Raw genomic sequence first — 18,523 nt, 5'->3', positions numbered from 1 at the left:
GGTTGAACCCTCCGTCCGTGCCTACGCCTCGTCTCAGATGCCGGTAACGGTGCAGAACGCGGTAGGCCGGTAGACGACCAGCGCGCAACGCACGTCGGCACGAACCGCCTGCTTGCCGTTGATGAAGAAGTCGGCGTGCGAGTTGGTGATCTGCACGTCGATCCCACGGCGAGAGGTCAGCTCCGAGTAGTTCCCGAAGTCGCCGACCAGAGCGGTCCCCTCAACGATCACGTCGTTCTCGACGACCGGCAGGCCCCACATGCGGGCCTCGCCCGTCTCGCTCGGCGAACCCCAGATGTAAATGCCATCGGCGGTACGCAGCAGACGAACTTCCTGCCAGTCGTTGGAGTGCATGACGATGTTGTCCGGCATGGCGCGACCGGTGACCCGCACCTTGGTCATCGCCTTGCGCACAGCATCCGGGATCGGGTCGGCGCCCTTGGCGTGCGTCTGGATACCCACCACGTTCAGCACGCCACGCAGGTTCGGGGCGGTGCCGTTGCCGTTAAGAAGCTGGCCGTCCAAGCGCTGCTTGAGCATGAACGGCAAGCGCCGGTTCACGTACCCGCGAGCGTGCTCCTCGTCCTCCAGCTGCTCATCAGTGATCGGAAGCCAGACGGCGGTCTTGCGGACCGGGCTGGACTTCTCGATCAGGCCCAAGGCCGCCTCGGGGAAGGTCCCGGCCTCCGCCGTTTCCGCCGCAGCGTTGGTGAACGTCGTCTCTTCCATGTAGACAACGGCCTGCTGCTGGGTCGAGCCGGTCGGGAAAATATCGGTGACCTGCACGGGCCTGGTAGCGAAGTCCACGACCTTGCCGGTACGGGTGGTCTCCGGGGTCCAACCGGTCACGGTGTCGAACAGCGACTTAAAGTCGACGTCCAGGTGTGCCGTCGGGCCGACCGGACCCATCTTGCCCTTGACCGCGATTGAGTCCATGAAGGACTCGCCCAGCGACTTGTACTCGGCCTTCTCGCTCCGCTGCTTCTCTTCCTGCTCGCCCTCGCGGGACGACAGCGAACGAGAGTAGTCAGCGGCCTTCTTGACCGCCAGCAGGTCGTCCCGCTCCTGGCCCAGGGCGTCGATCTCTTCCTTCAGCGACCGCGCCGTCTTGAGCGGGTCAGAGAAGCTCGAAACCTTCTTCATGTCGTACTCGGGGCCAGCCTCCTCGAAGAGGAGAGCCAGGTCCTTGTTCTTCGCTTCGAGGCGCCCTTCGACGTCCCGCAGCGCGGGAAAATCTGACATGTCTTGATCCTTAGTGTCTTGGCTGCTTACGCGAGCCCGTGTTGAGAAGCGATGTGCCGCAGGTGTTCCCGAATGAACTCCTGCTTGTATTCGTCGTCCGCTTCCTCTTCATCCGACTCAGGCTCGGGTGCGGGCTCAAAGAGAAGACCCTTCAGGGTCTCCAGCTCCCCGTCGATCTTCGTTAGAAGCTCGCGAGATTCCCCGCCCAATCCCTTGCCTTCTTCGCGTCGCTTCACCAAGATTTCCGCGCCGCGTCCGGTCAGTGATTCAAGCTCGGTCAAGACCTGCTCGCACTGCCCGGTGAAACTGGCACCCGCCGACTTGATGTCCAGGGTGCCCGTACCAATCCCCGCGCCCTTCAAGACCGGGGAAATCTCAAACACGTTGACCTTCTTCAAGATCCGCGAGTGTTTGCCTTCGAACTCCTCGAACTCCGCATCAGCGACCACGAACCCGTAGGACCATTCCGCCAGGTCGCCCAGGCCCTTGACGGCCTCGAAGGTTTCCCGCCCGGCCGAGGTGTTCATGAAGAACTTGCCCTTGAGGACCGCGCAGTCGTCCCGGACCTCGATGGTGCCCACCCCGACCGGCAGCTGCCCCGACTCCCACGAACCGTGGTTGTAGGAACTGATCTTCACGCGCGACTCGGGGATGAACGCTTCCTTCAGGGTGACGTCCCCGTCCAGGTCCCGGACGTTGAACTTGCTGAACACGGCCTCGACGACGCCGCGATCACCATCCTTGACCTCGACGTGCCCGAGGGCCTTAGTTTCCATTGCCATTGGTCCGGCCTCCCGGAATCTCCTTGTCGGACTTCGCCGCGTTGCCCGTGGAACCACCGACGGCCGCGCTCGGCTTAGGCGAGCCCGAGATTCCACTACTGCCGCCCTGCGGTGGAGTCGGACCGTTCAGCGCCTGTGTCATCGCCGGGTCCGGAGCCATCGGCTCGCCCGTGATTGGGTCGATCGTTCCCAGGCCAGGCGGGAGCAACTGCACGGACATCAGGCCCGTGTGCTCCAGCTCGGACAGGTCGTACTTGACGACGGCCCGGACAACCGAGTCCGGGTCGAAACCGCCGTCGACCAGCTGCCTGATCTGAATCGCTTGCTTCTGCTGGATCTCGGCCCGGTCAATCAGGTCCTCGCGTAGGAACGCGATATCCCTGTCATCGATCCGCAGGTGCTCGCCCTCGCCGAGCTGCACCAGCCGCTCCAGCGCCACGCCAGCAGAGCGCCACAGTGGCCGAACCGTGTTATCGGCGAAGCGCCTTCGAGCCTGCCCGTAGTTGGAGTAGGTCGCCGACGCCAGGCCCTCGGAGAGCCCGACGATGATCGGGGGAACGCCCGAGGCCGCAGCGATTCTCGTCTCGCCTGCGCCCTGCGTGACCTTGAAGTCCAGCTGTCGCAGGTCCGCGCCCACGGTGGACACGTTCGCGCCGCCCGCGAGGAACATGGTCCTGTACGCGTTGTCCACGCCCTGGTGCTGCTCCTTGAACAGCTCTACGAACTTCTTGAAGTCCTCGGCCGTGATCTCCTTGTCGAGCGAGACCGCCGTCTTCGGGGAGCCACCCAGCTCGAAGAACTTGAGCTTGTGCTTGGTAGCCGCGCGATCGGCCCTGACCTCCTCGACAACCGGGGTCAGCCACGACATGCCCCGGTAGCGCATGGCGGGGTCCGGAATCGGCGAGTAGTGGCAGACATCCTCGGGCAGCAGCAGAACAGCGTGATCACGCTGAAGCTCCTGAAGCACACCGGTCGTCATGCCGTTAACGGGCGGGTTGTACTCGTAGGCGATCACCTTGTTGTCGATGTCCCACGGATGCGCGCCGTTCGGGTCCTTCTTGGACCCGATGACGATGGTCACCCAGTCGGGCCGAAGCCGGACCACTCGCCTACTGGGACCGATGGCCCGTCGGCCCACGCGGCCCGCGTCGTCGACCACCGTCGCGTAGAAGTTGCCCGCGAGCGAGACGTCCTGCTCCATGCGGGACAGCAACTCGCCCTGCGTGCCGCCCGGCCACGGGCGCTCCAGCAGCTCCAGCTCCGGGCCGTAGCGCAGTGCCCCGGGCCGACCGTCCTTGTCGTTCTTGCACATCGCGAATCGGCCTTCACTGAAGGCCATCTGCCGCGCCTGAATGCAGGCGAAGATCACGCCGTTCTGTTTGTAGGCGCCCTGAACGTAGGCTTCGAAGTTGTTGCCGATCGGCTCCTCGTTGCCATGCAACGCGCTCGACAGGAACGGGAGCGAGCTCTCGTCGCCCGCCTCCCAGAAGTTCGGCTGCGAGAAGCCCTTCTTGCCGAGCCCCGCAAGCCGTTTAAACAGGGTCACTTAGGCTCACCCCACTCGGCGAGGAACATCAGCGCGAACAGGGCCACCAGCACGCCGGTCGCGATCAGAGCCCAGCCCAGACCGGCGACCAGGAACGCGCCGTACGCGGCCAGCACGGCAGCCAGCACCAGCAGCACGGCAAGCGCGATTGCAGCAGCCACGTTCTCCTCGCCTTCCTCAGACCCAAGCGATCATTGGTGTGGGTGTCGGTTCGGGTATGCCGTAGAGCACGAAGCCCTGCACCGCCAGCGTTTCCGCCACCAGCGGGGCCACATCGAACCTGGATTCCTTGCGGTGCCACACCCACGCGTCGGACATGGGGCGCTGTTTCGCGCCCGACACAGCGTCATTTACGGGCTTCTGGTCGCGGTGCCGAAGCTCGCCGTTCACGACCAGGTCATAGAACGCGCCGCACGCTTGCGCGCCGTCACGCCCGGTCAGCAGGCGAAGGATCTCCTTGCCGCCCTTCGCCGTCCTCGGCTCGATCCCGTCTTCGGCCAGGATGGACAGCAGCCCGCCAGCCGGGCCGGTCGGATCAATCAGGACCGCCGCCGGGTTGTGCTTCTCGATCAGCTCCACCAGTCGCGGCACAATCCACTGCGTGCCCTCGCGGTAGTCGACCAGCTCCGTGTGAATCAGGCCGTCCTCGCGTGCGCCCGCTACCGCGATCGCGCCATGCGAGCGGTTCAGCGACACGTCCACGCCGAAGACGAGATTCGAGTCCTCGCCCGGCTCAGTGCCAGCGTCGGCCACGGCCGCCCAATCCCGCTGGCGGATCACGACATCGGCCTCTTCGTCGTACCAGATGCCCAGCCGCTCGCGGGCGAACTCCATTCCGCCCATCGCGTCAAGCTCGGACTCGATGAACTCCTCGCGGATACGGATTCCGAGCGCGGGGTTGGCCCTCGCCCACTCCTCGCGGTCATCCAAGGCCCGCTCGTAGTCCTTCGCCTCGGTCTGCGCGCTCCACTCGAAGTAGGCCAGCCGCTTGGAGCTTCCGGCCGTGCCCTTCTTGCGGATCTTGCGGAGCCAGCTCGACTCCTCCATCCCCGCCGAACTCGCATACCAGACTTGCGGGTCGGGGCGGGACGACAACGTGGGCAGCAGTGCGGCCATAGCCTCTTCAGGCAGGTTGTACGCCTCATCGAGGATGACCAGGTCCGCCGAGAAGCCACGCCCCGAGCCGGTCGAGCGCGCCACGAACCTCAACCTCCGACCGTCCTTGAGCTCGATTCCTTCCTCGCCGTGCGAGGTGCGGATTCCACGGGGTGCCACGCGCTTGCGCAGGGTCGGCGTGTCCTCGATGATCCGGCGGATGTTGCGGAACTGCTCCTGCGCGGTCTTGAACTCGTGCGCGGAGAAGAGGATCAGCTGCTCGTCGAGCAGGAACAGGCCCGCCAGCGCCCGCGCCTGCAGCAACAACGACTTGCCGTTCTGCCGGGGCACGATCAGCCCAACCTCGAACGCTGACCACCGGCCGTCGTCGCGCTCGCCGAGCGAGTCCCGCAGCACGAGTTGCTGCCACTCGTCCAGCTCAAGCCCCGCCAGGCGGCACAGGTCGACCGCTTCCGGCCCGGTAGTGGACGCGTACGGCGGTGCGCAGTGCACCCGTGGGACTTGGGCGCCCCTAAGCTCCGGAGCGTCGCTCACTGCGCCTCTTGGAGAGCTCATCGAGCAGATCGCCCTCGGCCACGCCGCCGATCTCGTCGATCTCGGCCATGACCTGTCGAAGTTCCTTGCCCATGATGGAGAAGTCGCGCCCGGCCGCCTCGTTCGCCGACTGCGAGAACCGCAGCCGCTCCATTTCGGCCGCCAGCGCGTCGCGGTATGCCTCCAGCGCTTCGAGACGCTTGCCTCGCGCGACCACGGTGTAGAGCTGTTCGTCGTCGGAAGACATCACAGGTTCTCCGTCGTCACCGAGCCGTACATCGAGGTCCGCCGGTTCGCGCCCGACACGACATCGCAACGCCAGAAGGTCGACCCGGGACTTGCCACCACAGGCGCGGGCACCGTGAACTGAGCCAGCCCACCGGCCGCGTCAGTGATCGTGACGTCGGTGGGGCTGACGAGCTTCGTCACCGATGGATCGGTATCCGCAGTGGACGCGGACGGCTTGAAGTAGACCTCGACCACCTTGCTGGTCAGGTTTTCGGCCGTGGAGTCCACGGCCTTGGTGATGGCAAGCGTGATCGTGTCGGTGTTGCCCTCGAAGAGGCTCAGGTTTGTACTCGCGGGCACTGCAATCGCCTCCTAGAAGTAGTCAACCGAGCCGCCAACCCGATCTGCCTGCGCCGATCCCGCCAACCGGCCCGAGATGGCCGCCGAGCCCACCAACCGGCCCGCTGTGCCGCTCAAGCCCGTCGCCCGGCCTGAGACCGCCGCCGAGCCCGTCAACTGGTCCACAGACCCGCTCAGGCGTCCAGAAACGGCCGCCGAGCCCGTCAAACGGCCCGAAATCGCCGCTGAACCGGCCAAACGGCGGAAAACCCCGCCCGTAGCCAGCGAAACGGCCTCATTGAGCAAAATCGGGTCGCCAGAGGCCAGAAGAGCCGCGATTGTCGCCAGATCGCCGAAATTGGCCGAATCAGAGCGTTCAAGCGCCGCAAAGACCGTCGGGGCGTCCGAAACGGCCGCCGAATCCGTCAATGAGAGCTCGCTGGTCAAATTCGCCGCCTCAGACACGCTCATCGCGTCCGAAACGGCCAAATCCGAGCCCGATTGACCCACGGAGCCCGAATCGGCCAGTCCGACACCCTCAGAGCCCGTCAGAAGGGCACCAAGGGCGGTCGAATCGCCCAAAATGGTGCTTTCAGAGGCCGAAATCGCTACTTCGACCGCCGCGGAGTCGATCACGGCGGCCAAATCCGCTGCCGGAACCGCCGCTTCGGCGCTGACCTGCTCGGCCATCGAAACCGAGTCCGTGACGCCCGAGGTCGCCGACAAGGCCGCTGAATCGCCCGCAGAGGCCGAGTCCGAGGCCGTCTGGCCCACCGTGGAGGTGTCCGCGAGCGTTGCCGGGTCCGAAACCGGCAGATTCGCAGCCAGGACGGAGGCATCCGCGAGCGCGGAAGCATCGGAAACCGCCAAGCCGACCGTGGAGGCGTCCGCCAGAGACGACGAGTCCGCCGCCGACAAGTCGATACGGCCCGAATCTGCGACCGAGCCCGAGTCCGCCACCGGAGCGGACGCCTCCAGTGCGCCCGAGTCCGTCAGCGCGGCAGAGTCGGAACCGGTCTTGCTGGCGTCCCCCGAGTCCGGCGGGGGAACCGCCACCGTCCAGCTCACCCACTGGTCGTTGCCAGAGGTGAACGTGCCGGGGTCCTCGGTCTCGTCAGCTGTCGTGGACTTCTCAGCCGTGTTGGTTGATGCGCCACCAGTGCCCGCCGCCGCGATGGTTTGCAGATCCGTGTATCCCGTGGGAGCCACCGTCGCCACCGTGGTCGAGTCGCCCTGCCGGGTGGCCACCCACAGGTGGTCTTCCCCAGTGCGGGGCGATACGTGGTTCGGCGGGTCCGAGTTGGACGACGAACCACCCACCGACGAGCCGGTCGGCGTGCCCGCGCCCGTGACCCGGAGCGTGACATGCGACGACTGCTCAGTCGAAGACGTCGTGACGGTGAGCGTGTCGCTGCCTGCGGCCACCTTCCAGAAGACGGCACCTACGCAGACGCCGCTACCGTCGCCAGCCTGCCCGAGCTTGGTCCAGTCCCCCGGTGCCGTGCACGTGGGGTTGCCGTCCGACGCGAACACCGCCAGCAGCAGGTCCCCCGCCGTGATGCCCGTAGGCAGCGTGATGGCGTGGCTGGTGGTGTTCGTCGTAGTGGTGCGCCCGGTAGCCCGCGCCGCGACAACCGGAGCGGCCACGGATTACGCCAGTGAGAGCGTGACGGTCAGCGTCCAGGTGGAGCCGCTGGCCTTCGTGCCGAGCGATTCAACCTTGCGGTTCAGCATCCGACCAGTCGAAGAGGCGTTGAACAGGCCCCATTCCTGCCAGGCGAAGTTCGCGTCACCAGAGGCGTAGGTCGAGCGGTAGGTGATGCTCTTCGCGCCCGCTGCAGAGGTCGAGTCCGTGTGCTGCGGATAGGTGGCGTCCATCGCCTTGCGCAACTTGTTCGAGGCCGCCTGTAGGTCCGTCTGGCTGTCAGCTGCCGCCGTAGTCGAATCTCCCACGCCCAGATGCGCGTTGGTGTTGTCGAACGCCGTCACGCCCGTGCCAATGAGCCGCTGCCACAGGGCGGAGGCGCCACCGATCACGAGCAGGTTGCCCTCGCGGTCGATCACCTCGTACGCATTCCCGGCCGCGAACTCCTCGTCATTGAGGTACTTTTCGAGGCGCCAATGCGCCCGCCACTTCACCGCTTCATGGCTCATTTACTGTCCCATTTCCCGCGCTCGAAGCGACGCGACTTCGCTTTCCAACTCTCGGATTCGGACTCGGATCTCTTGGTTATCGCCGCGCAACTCTTTGTTTTCAGCACGCAACTCCTGCACTTCGTTGCGCAAGTCTTTGATCAGCTCCGAATAGACATCGGACCAGGAGTTGGCGGTGTCGGCGTTGGTCTTGCGGCGCATGAACAGGCGGTCAATGGCCATCCCGACTCCGCCGGAGCCAGCGATGGCCACCAGGTGGCTCCAGTCCACGTCAGACCGCCGTGGAGGTCACGCTGGCGCGCTGTGCCGATACTGCCATTTTTGACCTCCAAATTGGGCCTCTGACCTGCGGAAATGCAAGACTTGAATCACTCCAGGGAGAGAAAAGATCGGAATCCCCCGCTCTCGAAGCCCCTCAGCGATCTTCGACGGCAAGGTGCCCCCCGTACCCGCGCCTATCCCCCCACATGTCCATACCCCCTGCTTGGCTACTCCCCCGGCACCTACTGCAGCAGGGGACCCCGCAGGTACCTACTCCCCAGAGGGGCCCCTCGCTTGAGCCCCTTAAGACCACCAACCCCAGATGGATCACTACATGCACCGGCACAGCCGACAACCCAATGAACCATCTAAGTATCCCCAAGGTCCTTAGTATCCCCAGTATCCCTAAAGGTCCTTAGTATCCCTACTAGCCCTATATCCCTTAGTATCCCTACTAGCCCTACTAGCCCTATATCCCTTAGTATCCCTATAACCCTTAGCGCCCTTAGTATCCCTAAGACCCTTAGTACCCTTAATATACCTAAGACCCTTAATATCCCTAAGAGCCTTAATATCCCTAAGAGCCTTAATATCCCTAATGCCCTTACTATCCCTATTACCCTTAATATCCCATTACGCAGTACCCATACCTGATGGTTCCACGTGCCCATGTCATGGAATGATGCCCATGTTCTCACCTGTGAATGGGTGTCCACATGTGTACGTGGGGTACCACCCACATGAGAACCATTGTGCTTAAGATCCTTATGATCGTTAGTGCACTTAAGATCACTAATAGACTTAAGATCATTAGTAGACTTAAGATCACTATTATGATTAAGATCATTAGTAGACTTAAGATCACTATTATGATTAAGATCATTAGTATACTTATGATCATTAGTATGCTTAAGATCCTTAATATACTTATGATCATTAGTATGCTTAAGATCCTTATTAGCCTTAAGATCCTTAGTAGCCTTAAGATCCTTAGTAGCCTTAAGATCCTTATTAGCCTTAAGATCCTTAGTAGCCTTAGTAGCCTTAATACCCTTAAGATCCTTAGTGCCCTTAAGATCACTATGATCCTTAAGATCACTATGATCCTTATGATCATTAGTAGCCTTATGATCCTTAGTATACTTACTATCCTAAGTGGACTTAGTATCTTGATCTTAAGTCTATATCTTAATATCAACTACCACTTACGCGAGGTATCGAACTCGATACGCGTAGGTCTCACAGGTACTAGCCTGTCCCCTTTGCGCTGGTTGCACCGATAGTGCGCCGCCCGCAGGTTCTCCGGGTCGTACTCCGCTCCCCCCTTGGACACGGGCACTATGTGATCCACCGTGAACGAGTGAGGGTGTGGGAACTCAAGCTCGTAGTCGATATCTCGCCCGCACAACCAGCAAGGGTCCCGCTGCCCTCGAATCTTGAGCCGCAGCTTTCGGGCGAGGTTGGTATCACGGCGCTTCTCTGCCACGTGCACGCTCCGCACGTTTCCTATGCCGCAGGATGTACCTCGCTCCTGCGCGCAGTACGTGAATGTTGTCGTGAGCATGGCCGAGCATCAGGTTGCACGAACAGCACAGGACATCTCGGCGCAGGTTCGTCTCATGGTCGTGATCGAAATGCGCCTCTCGGCCTTCAACCGGTCTGTCGCAGATCTCGCAGCTCGCGTCTTTAAGCGCAGAGTCCATCTCCTCGGCGGAGGCGAACCCGTGTCTGCGTGCTCGGGCGTTGCGGACGTTGCGCGTGGCATGGCATCGGCGGCAGTAGCTCGCGGGATAGCGCCGACCGCCGCCACGGGGGCCACGAGAGGTGAGGTAGTAGTCGGTCAATGGCTTGACCTCGCCACAATCCCTACACCTCTTGGTCTCCACGAATGTCGCTTCCCTCGATGAGAATGTGGTAGATCAACCAGCCCGTACCGCCAGCCACGGAACCGGCGAAACCCACATAGCCCGCCGAGCGCCAAGGCTGAACGGGATGCAGGCCCAACCAGCGGCGTGTGGTGGCCGTGAGCGTGTGGCCGTGCTGAGGATTGCGGAGCGCCTGGCGCTCCAGAACTGTGAATCCGAGGGCTACGGCCACAAGGTACGTGGCCCAGATCAAATCAGGTTTGCGCATGGCGCCCACCCTCGCTAAGAAGACACCTCTGCTACCAGCGATCGAGCATGACAGACGAGTGGTCGCGCTCGCGTTTAACCACGGTCTCCCCGCAGCAGGTCTTGCACGTCTCCCACCCGGTATCGGGGTCGTTTTCGAGGATCATTGGGATGGGGCGACTTCGGCGTGAGCTTCCCGCGCCTCGCCCACTGCGTGATCCGGTTGAGCGAAAGCTCCTCGCCTAGGGCCGATAGACCCCGTGCGATGTCGGCAGCAGGGGCCAGCTGGTCGGGCAGCAAGGCGCGCAACTCTTCCCGCCTCTTGGCGCCCTCGTACTCGGCACCACATTTTCCGCACTTCACGACCGCCCGTGAGGGCTGTCCGTACAGATCGGTACCGCACGCGCAGGCTCCCGCGTACCACTGCCTAGGCGGATGATCTACGGCCCGCCAACCGTCGTCGATCGCGGCGCGGATGCTCTCATACACCTCACCCGCAAGCTCGTTTACACGCAGCGCGTCCAGATTCTCGCGCAACCACTCGGCGCAATGAGCCGTAGAGAACCCCATTCGGGACAACGGACACCCAACGTCGTACACGGCCAAGCCGATCGCGTGCCGCAGCGCCTCCAGTGCCTTCGAGGCTCGCGTGTGGAACGGCAGGGGCTTCGTGGCGCTTCGCGAAGTGCCCCCCGACTGGTCTCCGAACCGGTGCTGCCGCGTGAGCGTCACCTCAAGCTCGCCCAGCAGCTCGTTCACGCCGCTCAGGTCGTCGCTCAGGGACTCGCAGCACGGGCGGCATAGGAAGTACCCGCCCGCCGGTCGATCACAGTCAGGGGCCTCACAGACTTGATCGCTCATCAGTCGTCGTCGTCCTCTCCCAAGATCTCACCGATGGCCGCGTGCTCGAAGTCGTAGGCGACCTCGAACATGCCCCTGCGCACCAAAAAGTCGATCTCCGGGTTGACCTCGATGCGAAGCGAGCTCTCGCCGTCCTCCAGGCTCTGCACCCGCAGCAGAACCAGCGCGTCAACGATGCGGTCGTTCTCGCCCAGCTCGCACCGCACGCCCAGCTCGTCCAGCTCCGAGCCGATCGGCCGCTTCACCTGCTGCTCATCACTCACCTGGGCTCCGTTCCGCTTGCATCTGCCTAGCCACGTCCAGCAGCCCGAGCATGTCGAGCAGCAATGCCCTTTCCTGGTGATGGGAACCGCCACAGAGCGCCTGAAGGACCGCCTGCCGGTACTGACTAGGGGTAGGGGCTTTGATGGCCTGAAAAATGCGCGTAGCGCGCTCTGGTGCGGTCTCGCCCATCAGGGCCTCCCGTAGCCAGAGTTGTGCAACATCGAAAGGCAGTGATCGAGTCGCAGCCGCACCGGATAGGCGAGCAGGTCACTGGTCACCACATCGGTGAGGCCAAGCTCGCCCGCAGGCCAGAACTCGCCACCCGTCAGCCGCTCGAAGACGTCGGCTCGAAGCCACGCCCACCACAGCGCAGGGTCGGCCTTGCCCTTCCTGCGCACGACGAGCACCGCGACCTTGCCGCCAGCGGCCACCCGCTGCGCCTCGGCCTCGCCCAGCCACTGGGCTACCTGCGCGTCGGATGGCTCCTCCGCGTAGTACTTCACCTGCACCACCAGCGGGTGCACGCCCTTGATGTCTCCGACGTCGGGGCTCTCGCGGACGGCGTTGCGCCACCCGGTGGACCCGTACCGCTCGGCCTCGCCCCACCCACGGCTCCTGAAGTAGGCCGCAACGAATCGCTCGGCTTGCTTGCCCTTGTTCGAGGCGTACCGCCCGGCCTCGGCAGGTGTCCGGCTCACGCGGCCTCGCCTCCGCACTCGGTGCATAGCCCAAGCCTCGCCACCAACCGGTCCCGCTCGTCGATCAAGTCGTCCCTTTCCTTGATCACTACCCACAGGTCATCCAGAAGCTTGTCGATGTGCAGCTTGGCCAGGTTGTACTTCTCGTTGATCGCGAGAGTTTCGCTGAGCTCCTTCGCGAAAGTGGCGTCGTACTCGTCCCTGCAACTCATCTCTGAACCTCCATGATCGCCGCCAGGGGGGTGTCCAACCCCACCTATATGGACCCCCCTTTATGGGGGGTCCATTTGTGGACCCCCCCTCGCAAGCCCATGTAGAGCCCATCGAGCCCCAATGGACCTCATGGGCACCCACGTGTGGTGGTACTCGAAACAGCCCACCGAGCCCCGTTGTGGCCCAGTGGAGCCCATCAATCGTCGTTCCATAGAGCTTGGGGCGGGCCGAAGTCCGGTCCCGGGGCAGGCTCCGCGAGCCGGTATCGCTTCTGCCTGTAGCGCTCCTCGCCGGACTCTTGCCAGGTGGCGAGCTCTCGGTCGACCAGAGAATTCAGGTCCCGCCGGACGGCCTGCTTCTGCGCCTCGGTCGGCTTGTCAACCTCTTCGAGCCGCCGTGCGATGTCCATCGGGCTGAACCAAGTGGCAGGCTCCGAGCGCAGCACGTCCAGCACCGTCACGCGCTGATAGATGGTCGTCCGGCCAGTGTCGTGGTCGTGTAGCAGCTGCATCGGGCCGACCTCCTCGGCGGGCTTCTTACGATGCCGCAGCCAGACGACTAGATCCCCGGGCTCGCCGTCGACGTAGACCGCCGAGCCGACGCCCGCGCCGAGCTCCATACCGCCGTGGATGTCGTCGATGGAGCCCGCGCCCCGGTGCTCCCCTCCCCCTCGCTTACGCGGGTGGGCGATCTCCAGTACCTCGATGCCAGCGGCCAAGGCTGTTTGTCGGGCGCGGTTGTAGTGCCCGGCCGACTTGGACTCCACCAGGCCCACCGCCGCGTCCTTGATGGAGTCGACGACGATCGTGTCCGCTCCGGCCTGCTCCGCCAACCACCTGAAGAGGGCGGGGTGTTCGGCGACGTCTCCGGGCGGCGGGCCCTTCCACACCACCAGCCGCTCATCGAGGAGAAGTCGATCAGCCGGCGAGACCATCCGGCGCATCGATCTGGCGATCTGTCGGGGCCGGTCCATCGCGAGGTAGAGCACCTTGGACCCGGTCGCCTTGACGGGCAGGCCCAGCAGCTCCCGGTCAAGCAGCCCGCAGCGGGCCAGCGCGAGTTGCTGCGCGAGGGTGGTCTTGCCGACGCCGGGCGGGCCGAAGAACAGCAGCGCCTCGCCCGCCGCCCACATCACCTGCTGCTCTTCGCCCCACAGGGCGTCCAGCTCCACCGGCGAGTCGAATAGGAACTCACCGCCGCGCACGAAGCGGAGCCGCAGCTCCTCGGCCTTCTCCTCCTCCACCTCCAGCACCTCGGCGTCGGGCACCTCGGCCTGTGGGGCGAGCTGCAGCACGGCCGGTTCCTTCTCGGCGTCCCGGAAGCCGTTGCGCATCGTCCGCACGATCTCCGACGCACCGAGCCCGGAACCGAGCGCGGCATCGTAGAGCGCGTCCCACGCGCAGTCGTATTCCAAGTACCCACCGGCCACGAACGTGCCCAGCCGGTACGCCTTGCGGTTGAGCACGTCGTTGCGCTCGCCCTCATGCGTGCCCGCCATCTCGTCACAGGTGGCTCGCAGCATCGCCGACACCCACAGGCGCGCCCCGGGGTCGTCGTTGCGCGCCACCGGGACGCCCGGCTCGGGGGCGAGGCTGGGCGTGTAGGGCTGTTGCCCCGCCGCCTTCCAGAACCAGTGGTCTTCTCTGCTCACTAGGCCCCCACTTCGAGCTGCCAGGGGTCCAGGGCCAGAATTCTCGCCGCCGCCTCGCGGTTGACCTGCGTGGACCGGTACAGGATGTTCCTGATCGTTTCCCGTGGGATGTCGGCACGTTCGACTATCTCGGCGTTGCTCCACCCGCAGTCCCGTAGCTGCCGGAGGTGCTTACGGGTGGGGGCACCGTCCACCAGCCGCTTGATGCCGTGGTGGTATCGGTCGTAGTCGTGCTGGCGTCGCTCTTCCTTCCGCGCGATCAGCAGGGGCGAGCCGAACGGCTTCGCCTCCGGGTTGTCGATCTCGTCGTCGTCCCAGTCGAGCGGCGGTACCCACCCGTTGCGCAGCGCCGCCGACTTGCGCTGGTTGATCGTCCGCCCGTGGTCGTCCACGCCGGGCACAGGCTTGGTCATCGACAGCTGGTCGTACAGCGCGCACATCTCCAGGTGCCACTCGCGCGGGATGTACTCGCCGCCGTTGCGACCGGGCAGCATCGCCGACCAGATCCGCCCCGGATGCCAGCCCGCCCGCGCCTCAAGCTGTTTAAACGTCCACCCCAGACAGGCGAGGGCCTGCGCGCGGCGGGCGAACCCGATGCGGTGCACCCGCGATGGCGGCGGGGGCTTCAGCGGCACCGCCAGCACCGTCGCGTAGACCGCTTGCCTGACCGTGTCGTAGTCGCCCGTGGACATCTTGTGTACCGTGGCGCGGTGCAGCCCCAGCCGCCGCGACAACGCGTTTCGGCGCCAGCCCAGCGCCTCCAGCGCCCGCACGTGCTCGATGACGGGCTGGGCGTCCACCCGCCGCCGGAGGCCGCGCTCCTGCACCTTGCGGTAGTGGTGCGCGCACATCCCGCCCCATCGCACCGGGTCGGCACAGCGGGGACGCGAGCATTCCGTCACTTCCACCACTTGTCCTCCTCCAGGATCTCCGGCCCGCCCCACATGCCGCCGCGCAGGACCATCACGGGCTCGCCGTTCTCGGTCCTGACGGTGGCGGGGTCGACGCACTTGCTGTAGCGGCGGTGCCGGTCGAACAGCCCAAGCCCGCTGAAAGTCCGGTGACAGCCCGAGCAGTGGCAGCGGTTCACGCTCTTCCACGTGGCGGGGCAGCCGGAGCAGGTGTGTTCAGTCATCGGTGGCTCTCCGTTCCCCTCTGGAGGCCCATGTGATCGTTTCTGCGAGCCCCAAGGTCATGTTGTTCTCGCGAGCCTCCCGACAGGGGAAGTTCCGGCGCCGGTGCTTCCAGATGATCGCCTTACGGTCGGCGTCCCAGTACGGCCAGGCGGGATGCCCGCACACACGGCAACCGCTGTGATAGCAGTACTTGCCGAGATCGAGTAGCTCACTCATCCCCCACCCCCAGCTCTCGCGCGATGGCACGCACGGTGGGGCAGGGCTTTCGCAGGTGGTACGGGATCAGGTTGTGGGTCATGCCGGTGCCGCATTCCTCGCAGATGCCGGTGTATTCGCTGGGTCGGTGCACACCCAGCACGGCGCGGACAGCCGCCACGTACTCGTCGATCACGCCTTCCAGATCTGCGATGACCTGGTGCGGGTTGGCGGGGTCAGATGTCAACTCGGGTCCGTCCAGGCGCTCCCGGATGCGGGCGTCGAGGTCAGCCATCGGACACCCCCAGCTCGCGCGCGATGGCACGCACGGTGTCGCAGGGGTAGGGAGCCTCTTCGGGCCCGCCGTATATCCCGCCGTATCCGTCGCCGTCCTCGCAGACGAGGCACCACGGTTCGCCGCTGTCATTGCCTTGTGGCTCGTGCAGGTCCAGCACGGCGATCAGCGCGTCGCCGAAGTACCCAGCTGCGAGGTCGCTTGTACTGCCACCCATTGCGTTGATCTCATCCCGGATTCGGGCGTCAAGGTCGCTCGTCAAGGGGCACCTCCAGAACCTCGGCGATGGCCTTAATGGTGTTGCACGGCCACGCTCCGCGCGTCTCGTTCGGAGGCTCCTCAGCGACGCATTCGTTACAGAACTCCTTCAAGCCAGGCATCGGGTAGTGCAGGTTCAGTACGTGACGTAAAGCCCTGTCAGCTCGGGTGCCGTGTCCGTAGAAATTGACCTCCCGGTACAGCGCTTCCCGGATCGAGGCTTCAAGCTCAGTCGTGTCCATACAGCTTGTCCCAATCGATGTCGCAGGTGCAGCCGACGACGTGCCCGCCGCAGGCCCAGCATCCGGAGCAGGTGCACGGTTCATCCGGTCCGTGCGGAACGACGTACGGGCCGCTCATGGCTTCCCCCAGATGATGTAGCCGAAGAGCAGTCCGGCCCCAGCGCACGCCAGCGCCAGGATGATGATGTAGATGTCAAGGTCGGTCATCGTTCGTTCCTAAGTGCGGCTTTGATGTCCTCTACGACCTCGTTCACGAGCATCCGTGCCTGAAGACGGTTGACCTTGACGTCGGTGCTCTCCAAGAGCCTTTCGCGCTCGAACTCGTACTCGTAGCCCTCGAACTCGACCTGAATCCTGACCCTCACTCCGACCCCTCCCCCGTCACTGCCTGCTGGAATCCCTCGGCGAGCTGCGTGAGCACACCGTCGATGTGGGCGACCTCGTCGCGGAGGTCGGAGACCTCGCTGCGGAGGCTGCCGATCTCGCTGCGGTCAGGCTTGGCCCAGACCGTGTCGGGGATCGTGCGTCGCCCGAACGGCACCGTGTCGTCGGGAGTCTTCAGTGCCTCGGCGACCTTGGCGGCGTCGATCTCGTCCTCGACCGCGTCGGCGTCGCGCACGTCTCCGTCGCGCGCTTGTTGCAGACTCGTCGCCAGGCCACCAAGAGCCCACGACTTCCACTCGTTTCGTTCAGCCGACGTTTCCGCGAGGCGCCTCTCCGCCCCCTCTGCCCGGCAGCGAAGAACGCGCACCACGATTTCGCTCTCCCGCAGGTCGGCTTCGGCCTTCTCGGCGCGCTCTTTCCAGTAGTCGCGGGCCTCGGTCATCTCGTCCAGATCACGCAGCGGCACCAGGACGCCACCCGGGGCACGGTTAGCGGCCCCGAGCTCGGCCGACTCGGCGCACCGCTTCCAGTGAGCCCTGAGGTTTTCCGCCGCGTCGCGCTCCTGGATCAGCCGGGCGTGCTCGTCCTCGGCAGCGGCAAGGTCGGCCTCGGCCTTCTTAGCGCGGCCCTGCCACTCCGCAGCCTCACGCAGCAACCCCCGCCCGCTGTGAAGTTCCACCGCGCGGATGTAGTCGTCATCGCAAGCGGCCCCATTGATGAGGTCGCCTAGCTTGTCCAGGATCGCGAGCTGAAGACGCGCGAGCCGCTTGTCCGCCTCCTTGCCAACATCGAGCGCGGCGTCAAGGTCGGCCCGCAGGCTCTCGGCGCGGGCCTCGGCCTTCTCGGCGCGCTCTTGCCACCTTGTTCGCGCGGCACACACGTTCTCGTAGGCATCGACGGTCGGGTACGCCTCAGCCTCCTTCAGCTGGTCCTTCAGCTTCGCCTCACGGCTCAGCGCGGCGGAGAGGTGCTTGTCGAGCTGGGCTGAGCGCTCCTTGGCGTGCTCCGCGCGGGCCAGCTGCTCCAGAAGCCCCGTGTTGTCGTCGGTGAGGCTGTTCACCAGCTCCCACGACTGGTTGAAGCTGCGGCACCATTCCTTCGCCGCCTCCCACCACGACGCGGCGCGGGTCTCGGCGGCCACGAGATCTTCATAGAAGTCGTCCGAGTCTTGGGCGGCTTCAAGGGACTCCTCGGCCACCTGGACGCGGTCGGCCAGCTGGTCCCGTTCGGCCTCGGCCTCGGTGGCGCGCTGCTTCCAGTAGAGCGCGTTCGCGAGCGACGTCAGCCCCTGGTCTGCCTCGCGGTCGGCGCGGGCTGCCTCGCGTCCGGCGCGGTCCCTCCACTCCTTCTTGTTCATCGCTGCCCCCGCTCCATTACGAAAGCCCCGCCACCGCGCGGAGTGCAGCGCAGCACCAGGCGCCACCCGAGGGCCAGCTGTGCCGCGACCGCCGCCTCTCTGTCCTTGCGCTCATCCATCGTCATCTTCTTGTCGCCCTTGCTCACGGGTGCCCTTCTCTCGCTCGATGAAGTCCAGTAGTAGTTGCGCCATCTCCAGGGCTGCCCTTTCGAGGGCGCCCTGGGGCTGGTGTTCGTCGGCGTGCGCCTTGCGCAACTCGTGGACGTGCCGCCAGTCCTCGCGCACCGCCGACAGCAGCAGGTGCAGCGTCCCCAGTAGCTCCTCCAGCGACGCTTGATCGCGCATGAGCACCGCGAGTACCGCGTTGCGCTTGACGTTCAGTGCGCCGGTCGCCTCGCATAGCTGCCCGAGAGGCGAGAAGCGGTCCGGGGGCGGAGCGATGTTGCGCGGGATGAACATCATGTCTTCACCGCGTTCCTGCGGAGCAGCACGACCTCCGCCGTGTCCGCCCCGTCGGTGGGCTCAACCCACACCATCGTCGTGCTGGTCTTGCGCACGACGCCCTCGCGGATCGTCAGCTCCCCGAGCGGGCCATCGGTGAACAGCACGTGGTTACCGACGTAGACGTTGATGTCGTTCGTGTCGTACATGGCGGT

28 protein-coding genes are annotated in these 18,523 nt (G+C 64.8%); all 28 read right to left on the bottom strand.

All coding sequences use genetic code 11. The features are described 5' to 3' along the window. Positions 1 to 33: 33 nt before the first annotated feature. The gene (locus R4I43_RS08325; RefSeq protein ID WP_324264962.1) at positions 34 to 1,242 is read right to left on the bottom strand and encodes a phage major capsid protein; all 1,209 of its coding nucleotides are present in this window, start codon (positions 1,240 to 1,242) and stop codon (positions 34 to 36) included. 26 nt (positions 1,243 to 1,268) lie between these two features. Beyond that, the gene (locus R4I43_RS08320) at positions 1,269 to 2,024 is read right to left on the bottom strand and encodes an HK97 family phage prohead protease (protein ID WP_324264961.1); all 756 of its coding nucleotides are present in this window, start codon (positions 2,022 to 2,024) and stop codon (positions 1,269 to 1,271) included. Continuing rightward, positions 2,008 to 3,570, bottom strand: coding sequence for a phage portal protein (locus R4I43_RS08315; RefSeq protein WP_324264960.1), 1,563 nt, complete (start codon positions 3,568 to 3,570; stop codon positions 2,008 to 2,010). The genes R4I43_RS08320 and R4I43_RS08315 overlap by 17 nt, the downstream gene beginning before the upstream one ends. Further along, the gene (locus tag R4I43_RS08310) at positions 3,567 to 3,731 is read right to left on the bottom strand and encodes a hypothetical protein (RefSeq protein WP_324264959.1); all 165 of its coding nucleotides are present in this window, start codon (positions 3,729 to 3,731) and stop codon (positions 3,567 to 3,569) included. Before R4I43_RS08310 ends, R4I43_RS08315 begins: the two co-directional genes overlap by 4 nt. A 16-nt stretch (positions 3,732 to 3,747) precedes the next feature. Beyond that, a complete protein-coding gene (locus R4I43_RS08305; RefSeq protein ID WP_324264958.1) occupies positions 3,748 to 5,178 on the bottom strand; it encodes a hypothetical protein in 1,431 nt (476 codons plus the stop codon). A gap of 19 nt (positions 5,179 to 5,197) precedes the next feature. Further along, positions 5,198 to 5,467, bottom strand: a complete 270-nt coding sequence (locus tag R4I43_RS08300) for a hypothetical protein (protein WP_324264957.1) — start codon at positions 5,465 to 5,467, stop codon at positions 5,198 to 5,200. Next, positions 5,467 to 5,808, bottom strand: coding sequence for a hypothetical protein (locus tag R4I43_RS08295; RefSeq protein WP_324264956.1), 342 nt, complete (start codon positions 5,806 to 5,808; stop codon positions 5,467 to 5,469). Before R4I43_RS08295 ends, R4I43_RS08300 begins: the two co-directional genes overlap by 1 nt. Positions 5,809 to 5,820: 12 nt before the next feature. Further along, entirely contained in the window at positions 5,821 to 7,434 is a 1,614-nt protein-coding gene (locus R4I43_RS08290) for a hypothetical protein (protein WP_324264955.1), read from the bottom strand. A 3-nt stretch (positions 7,435 to 7,437) separates the two neighbouring features. Further along, positions 7,438 to 7,941, bottom strand: a complete 504-nt coding sequence (locus tag R4I43_RS08285; RefSeq protein WP_324264954.1) for a hypothetical protein — start codon at positions 7,939 to 7,941, stop codon at positions 7,438 to 7,440. Then, positions 7,942 to 8,193 carry a hypothetical protein gene (locus R4I43_RS08280; protein ID WP_324264953.1) on the bottom strand — a complete coding sequence of 84 codons (252 nt, stop codon included), beginning with the start codon at positions 8,191 to 8,193 and terminating at the stop codon, positions 7,942 to 7,944. It abuts the gene before it with no gap. Positions 8,194 to 8,570: 377 nt separating this feature from the next. Further along, a complete protein-coding gene (locus R4I43_RS08275; RefSeq protein ID WP_324264952.1) occupies positions 8,571 to 8,873 on the bottom strand; it encodes a hypothetical protein in 303 nt (100 codons plus the stop codon). A 527-nt stretch (positions 8,874 to 9,400) separates the two neighbouring features. Continuing rightward, positions 9,401 to 9,766 carry an HNH endonuclease gene (locus R4I43_RS08270; RefSeq protein ID WP_324264951.1) on the bottom strand — a complete coding sequence of 122 codons (366 nt, stop codon included), beginning with the start codon at positions 9,764 to 9,766 and terminating at the stop codon, positions 9,401 to 9,403. Continuing rightward, a complete protein-coding gene (locus R4I43_RS34295) occupies positions 9,669 to 9,905 on the bottom strand; it encodes an endonuclease domain-containing protein (RefSeq protein ID WP_407691218.1) in 237 nt (78 codons plus the stop codon). The genes R4I43_RS08270 and R4I43_RS34295 overlap by 98 nt, the downstream gene beginning before the upstream one ends. Before the next feature lie 163 nt (positions 9,906 to 10,068). Next, positions 10,069 to 10,335, bottom strand: coding sequence for a hypothetical protein (locus tag R4I43_RS08265; protein ID WP_324264950.1), 267 nt, complete (start codon positions 10,333 to 10,335; stop codon positions 10,069 to 10,071). A gap of 74 nt (positions 10,336 to 10,409) precedes the next feature. Continuing rightward, the gene (locus R4I43_RS08260) at positions 10,410 to 11,072 is read right to left on the bottom strand and encodes a hypothetical protein (RefSeq protein WP_324264949.1); all 663 of its coding nucleotides are present in this window, start codon (positions 11,070 to 11,072) and stop codon (positions 10,410 to 10,412) included. 101 nt (positions 11,073 to 11,173) lie between these two features. Further along, on the bottom strand, positions 11,174 to 11,437 hold the full coding sequence (locus R4I43_RS08255; protein WP_324264948.1) for a hypothetical protein: 264 nt from the start codon (positions 11,435 to 11,437) through the stop codon (positions 11,174 to 11,176). 189 nt (positions 11,438 to 11,626) lie between these two features. Continuing rightward, positions 11,627 to 12,136 carry a hypothetical protein gene (locus R4I43_RS08250; protein WP_324264947.1) on the bottom strand — a complete coding sequence of 170 codons (510 nt, stop codon included), beginning with the start codon at positions 12,134 to 12,136 and terminating at the stop codon, positions 11,627 to 11,629. Next, complete coding sequence (locus R4I43_RS08245) at positions 12,133 to 12,348, bottom strand: hypothetical protein (protein ID WP_324264946.1); 216 nt, start codon at positions 12,346 to 12,348, stop codon at positions 12,133 to 12,135. The genes R4I43_RS08250 and R4I43_RS08245 overlap by 4 nt, the downstream gene beginning before the upstream one ends. A gap of 197 nt (positions 12,349 to 12,545) precedes the next feature. Then, a complete protein-coding gene (locus R4I43_RS08240; protein WP_324264945.1) occupies positions 12,546 to 14,000 on the bottom strand; it encodes an AAA family ATPase in 1,455 nt (484 codons plus the stop codon). Then, the gene (locus tag R4I43_RS08235; RefSeq protein ID WP_324264944.1) at positions 14,000 to 14,911 is read right to left on the bottom strand and encodes a hypothetical protein; all 912 of its coding nucleotides are present in this window, start codon (positions 14,909 to 14,911) and stop codon (positions 14,000 to 14,002) included. Before R4I43_RS08235 ends, R4I43_RS08240 begins: the two co-directional genes overlap by 1 nt. Next, on the bottom strand, positions 14,899 to 15,135 hold the full coding sequence (locus tag R4I43_RS08230; RefSeq protein WP_324264943.1) for an FDXHR family putative zinc-binding protein: 237 nt from the start codon (positions 15,133 to 15,135) through the stop codon (positions 14,899 to 14,901). The genes R4I43_RS08235 and R4I43_RS08230 overlap by 13 nt, the downstream gene beginning before the upstream one ends. Before the next feature lie 209 nt (positions 15,136 to 15,344). Further along, entirely contained in the window at positions 15,345 to 15,626 is a 282-nt protein-coding gene (locus R4I43_RS08225) for a hypothetical protein (protein ID WP_324264942.1), read from the bottom strand. Next, on the bottom strand, positions 15,619 to 15,843 hold the full coding sequence (locus tag R4I43_RS08220) for a hypothetical protein (protein ID WP_324264941.1): 225 nt from the start codon (positions 15,841 to 15,843) through the stop codon (positions 15,619 to 15,621). Before R4I43_RS08220 ends, R4I43_RS08225 begins: the two co-directional genes overlap by 8 nt. Before the next feature lie 28 nt (positions 15,844 to 15,871). Continuing rightward, positions 15,872 to 16,126: a hypothetical protein gene (locus tag R4I43_RS08215; protein ID WP_324264940.1), complete on the bottom strand. Its 255-nt coding sequence runs from the start codon at positions 16,124 to 16,126 to the stop codon at positions 15,872 to 15,874. A 203-nt stretch (positions 16,127 to 16,329) separates the two neighbouring features. Continuing rightward, entirely contained in the window at positions 16,330 to 16,491 is a 162-nt protein-coding gene (locus R4I43_RS08210; protein ID WP_324264939.1) for a hypothetical protein, read from the bottom strand. Continuing rightward, complete coding sequence (locus tag R4I43_RS08205) at positions 16,488 to 17,867, bottom strand: coiled-coil domain-containing protein (protein WP_324264938.1); 1,380 nt, start codon at positions 17,865 to 17,867, stop codon at positions 16,488 to 16,490. The genes R4I43_RS08210 and R4I43_RS08205 overlap by 4 nt, the downstream gene beginning before the upstream one ends. Before the next feature lie 111 nt (positions 17,868 to 17,978). Further along, positions 17,979 to 18,329: a hypothetical protein gene (locus R4I43_RS08200; RefSeq protein WP_324264937.1), complete on the bottom strand. Its 351-nt coding sequence runs from the start codon at positions 18,327 to 18,329 to the stop codon at positions 17,979 to 17,981. After that, a complete protein-coding gene (locus tag R4I43_RS08195) occupies positions 18,326 to 18,517 on the bottom strand; it encodes a hypothetical protein (protein ID WP_324264936.1) in 192 nt (63 codons plus the stop codon). Before R4I43_RS08195 ends, R4I43_RS08200 begins: the two co-directional genes overlap by 4 nt. Between the last annotated feature and the right edge of the window lie 6 nt (positions 18,518 to 18,523).

It is taken from the genome of Saccharopolyspora mangrovi, assembly GCF_035320975.1.
Lineage (GTDB): Bacteria > Actinomycetota > Actinomycetes > Mycobacteriales > Pseudonocardiaceae > Saccharopolyspora > Saccharopolyspora mangrovi.
Note: the sequence above shows the minus strand (reverse complement) of the source record. Positions and strands in the feature narration are given on the sequence as shown.

Excerpts from the sequence above, each read along its gene's own strand:
- R4I43_RS08325 (WP_324264962.1), bottom strand. The coding sequence starts at position 1,242 with ATGTCAGATTTTCCCGCGCTGCGGGACGTCGAAGGGCGCCTCGAAGCG.
- R4I43_RS08320 (WP_324264961.1), bottom strand. The coding sequence starts at position 2,024 with ATGGCAATGGAAACTAAGGCCCTCGGGCACGTCGAGGTCAAGGATGGT.
- R4I43_RS08300 (WP_324264957.1), bottom strand. The coding sequence starts at position 5,467 with ATGTCTTCCGACGACGAACAGCTCTACACCGTGGTCGCGCGAGGCAAG.
- R4I43_RS08285 (WP_324264954.1), bottom strand. The coding sequence starts at position 7,941 with ATGAGCCATGAAGCGGTGAAGTGGCGGGCGCATTGGCGCCTCGAAAAG.
- R4I43_RS08275 (WP_324264952.1), bottom strand. The coding sequence starts at position 8,873 with ATGGGCACGTGGAACCATCAGGTATGGGTACTGCGTAATGGGATATTA.
- R4I43_RS08270 (WP_324264951.1), bottom strand. The coding sequence starts at position 9,766 with ATGCTCACGACAACATTCACGTACTGCGCGCAGGAGCGAGGTACATCC.
- R4I43_RS34295 (WP_407691218.1), bottom strand. The coding sequence starts at position 9,905 with ATGGACTCTGCGCTTAAAGACGCGAGCTGCGAGATCTGCGACAGACCG.
- R4I43_RS08265 (WP_324264950.1), bottom strand. The coding sequence starts at position 10,335 with ATGCGCAAACCTGATTTGATCTGGGCCACGTACCTTGTGGCCGTAGCC.
- R4I43_RS08245 (WP_324264946.1), bottom strand. The coding sequence starts at position 12,348 with ATGAGTTGCAGGGACGAGTACGACGCCACTTTCGCGAAGGAGCTCAGC.
- R4I43_RS08230 (WP_324264943.1), bottom strand. The coding sequence starts at position 15,135 with ATGACTGAACACACCTGCTCCGGCTGCCCCGCCACGTGGAAGAGCGTG.
- R4I43_RS08225 (WP_324264942.1), bottom strand. The coding sequence starts at position 15,626 with ATGGCTGACCTCGACGCCCGCATCCGGGAGCGCCTGGACGGACCCGAG.
- R4I43_RS08220 (WP_324264941.1), bottom strand. The coding sequence starts at position 15,843 with ATGGGTGGCAGTACAAGCGACCTCGCAGCTGGGTACTTCGGCGACGCG.
- R4I43_RS08215 (WP_324264940.1), bottom strand. The coding sequence starts at position 16,126 with ATGGACACGACTGAGCTTGAAGCCTCGATCCGGGAAGCGCTGTACCGG.
- R4I43_RS08205 (WP_324264938.1), bottom strand. The coding sequence starts at position 17,867 with ATGAACAAGAAGGAGTGGAGGGACCGCGCCGGACGCGAGGCAGCCCGC.
- R4I43_RS08200 (WP_324264937.1), bottom strand. The coding sequence starts at position 18,329 with ATGATGTTCATCCCGCGCAACATCGCTCCGCCCCCGGACCGCTTCTCG.
- R4I43_RS08195 (WP_324264936.1), bottom strand. The coding sequence starts at position 18,517 with ATGTACGACACGAACGACATCAACGTCTACGTCGGTAACCACGTGCTG.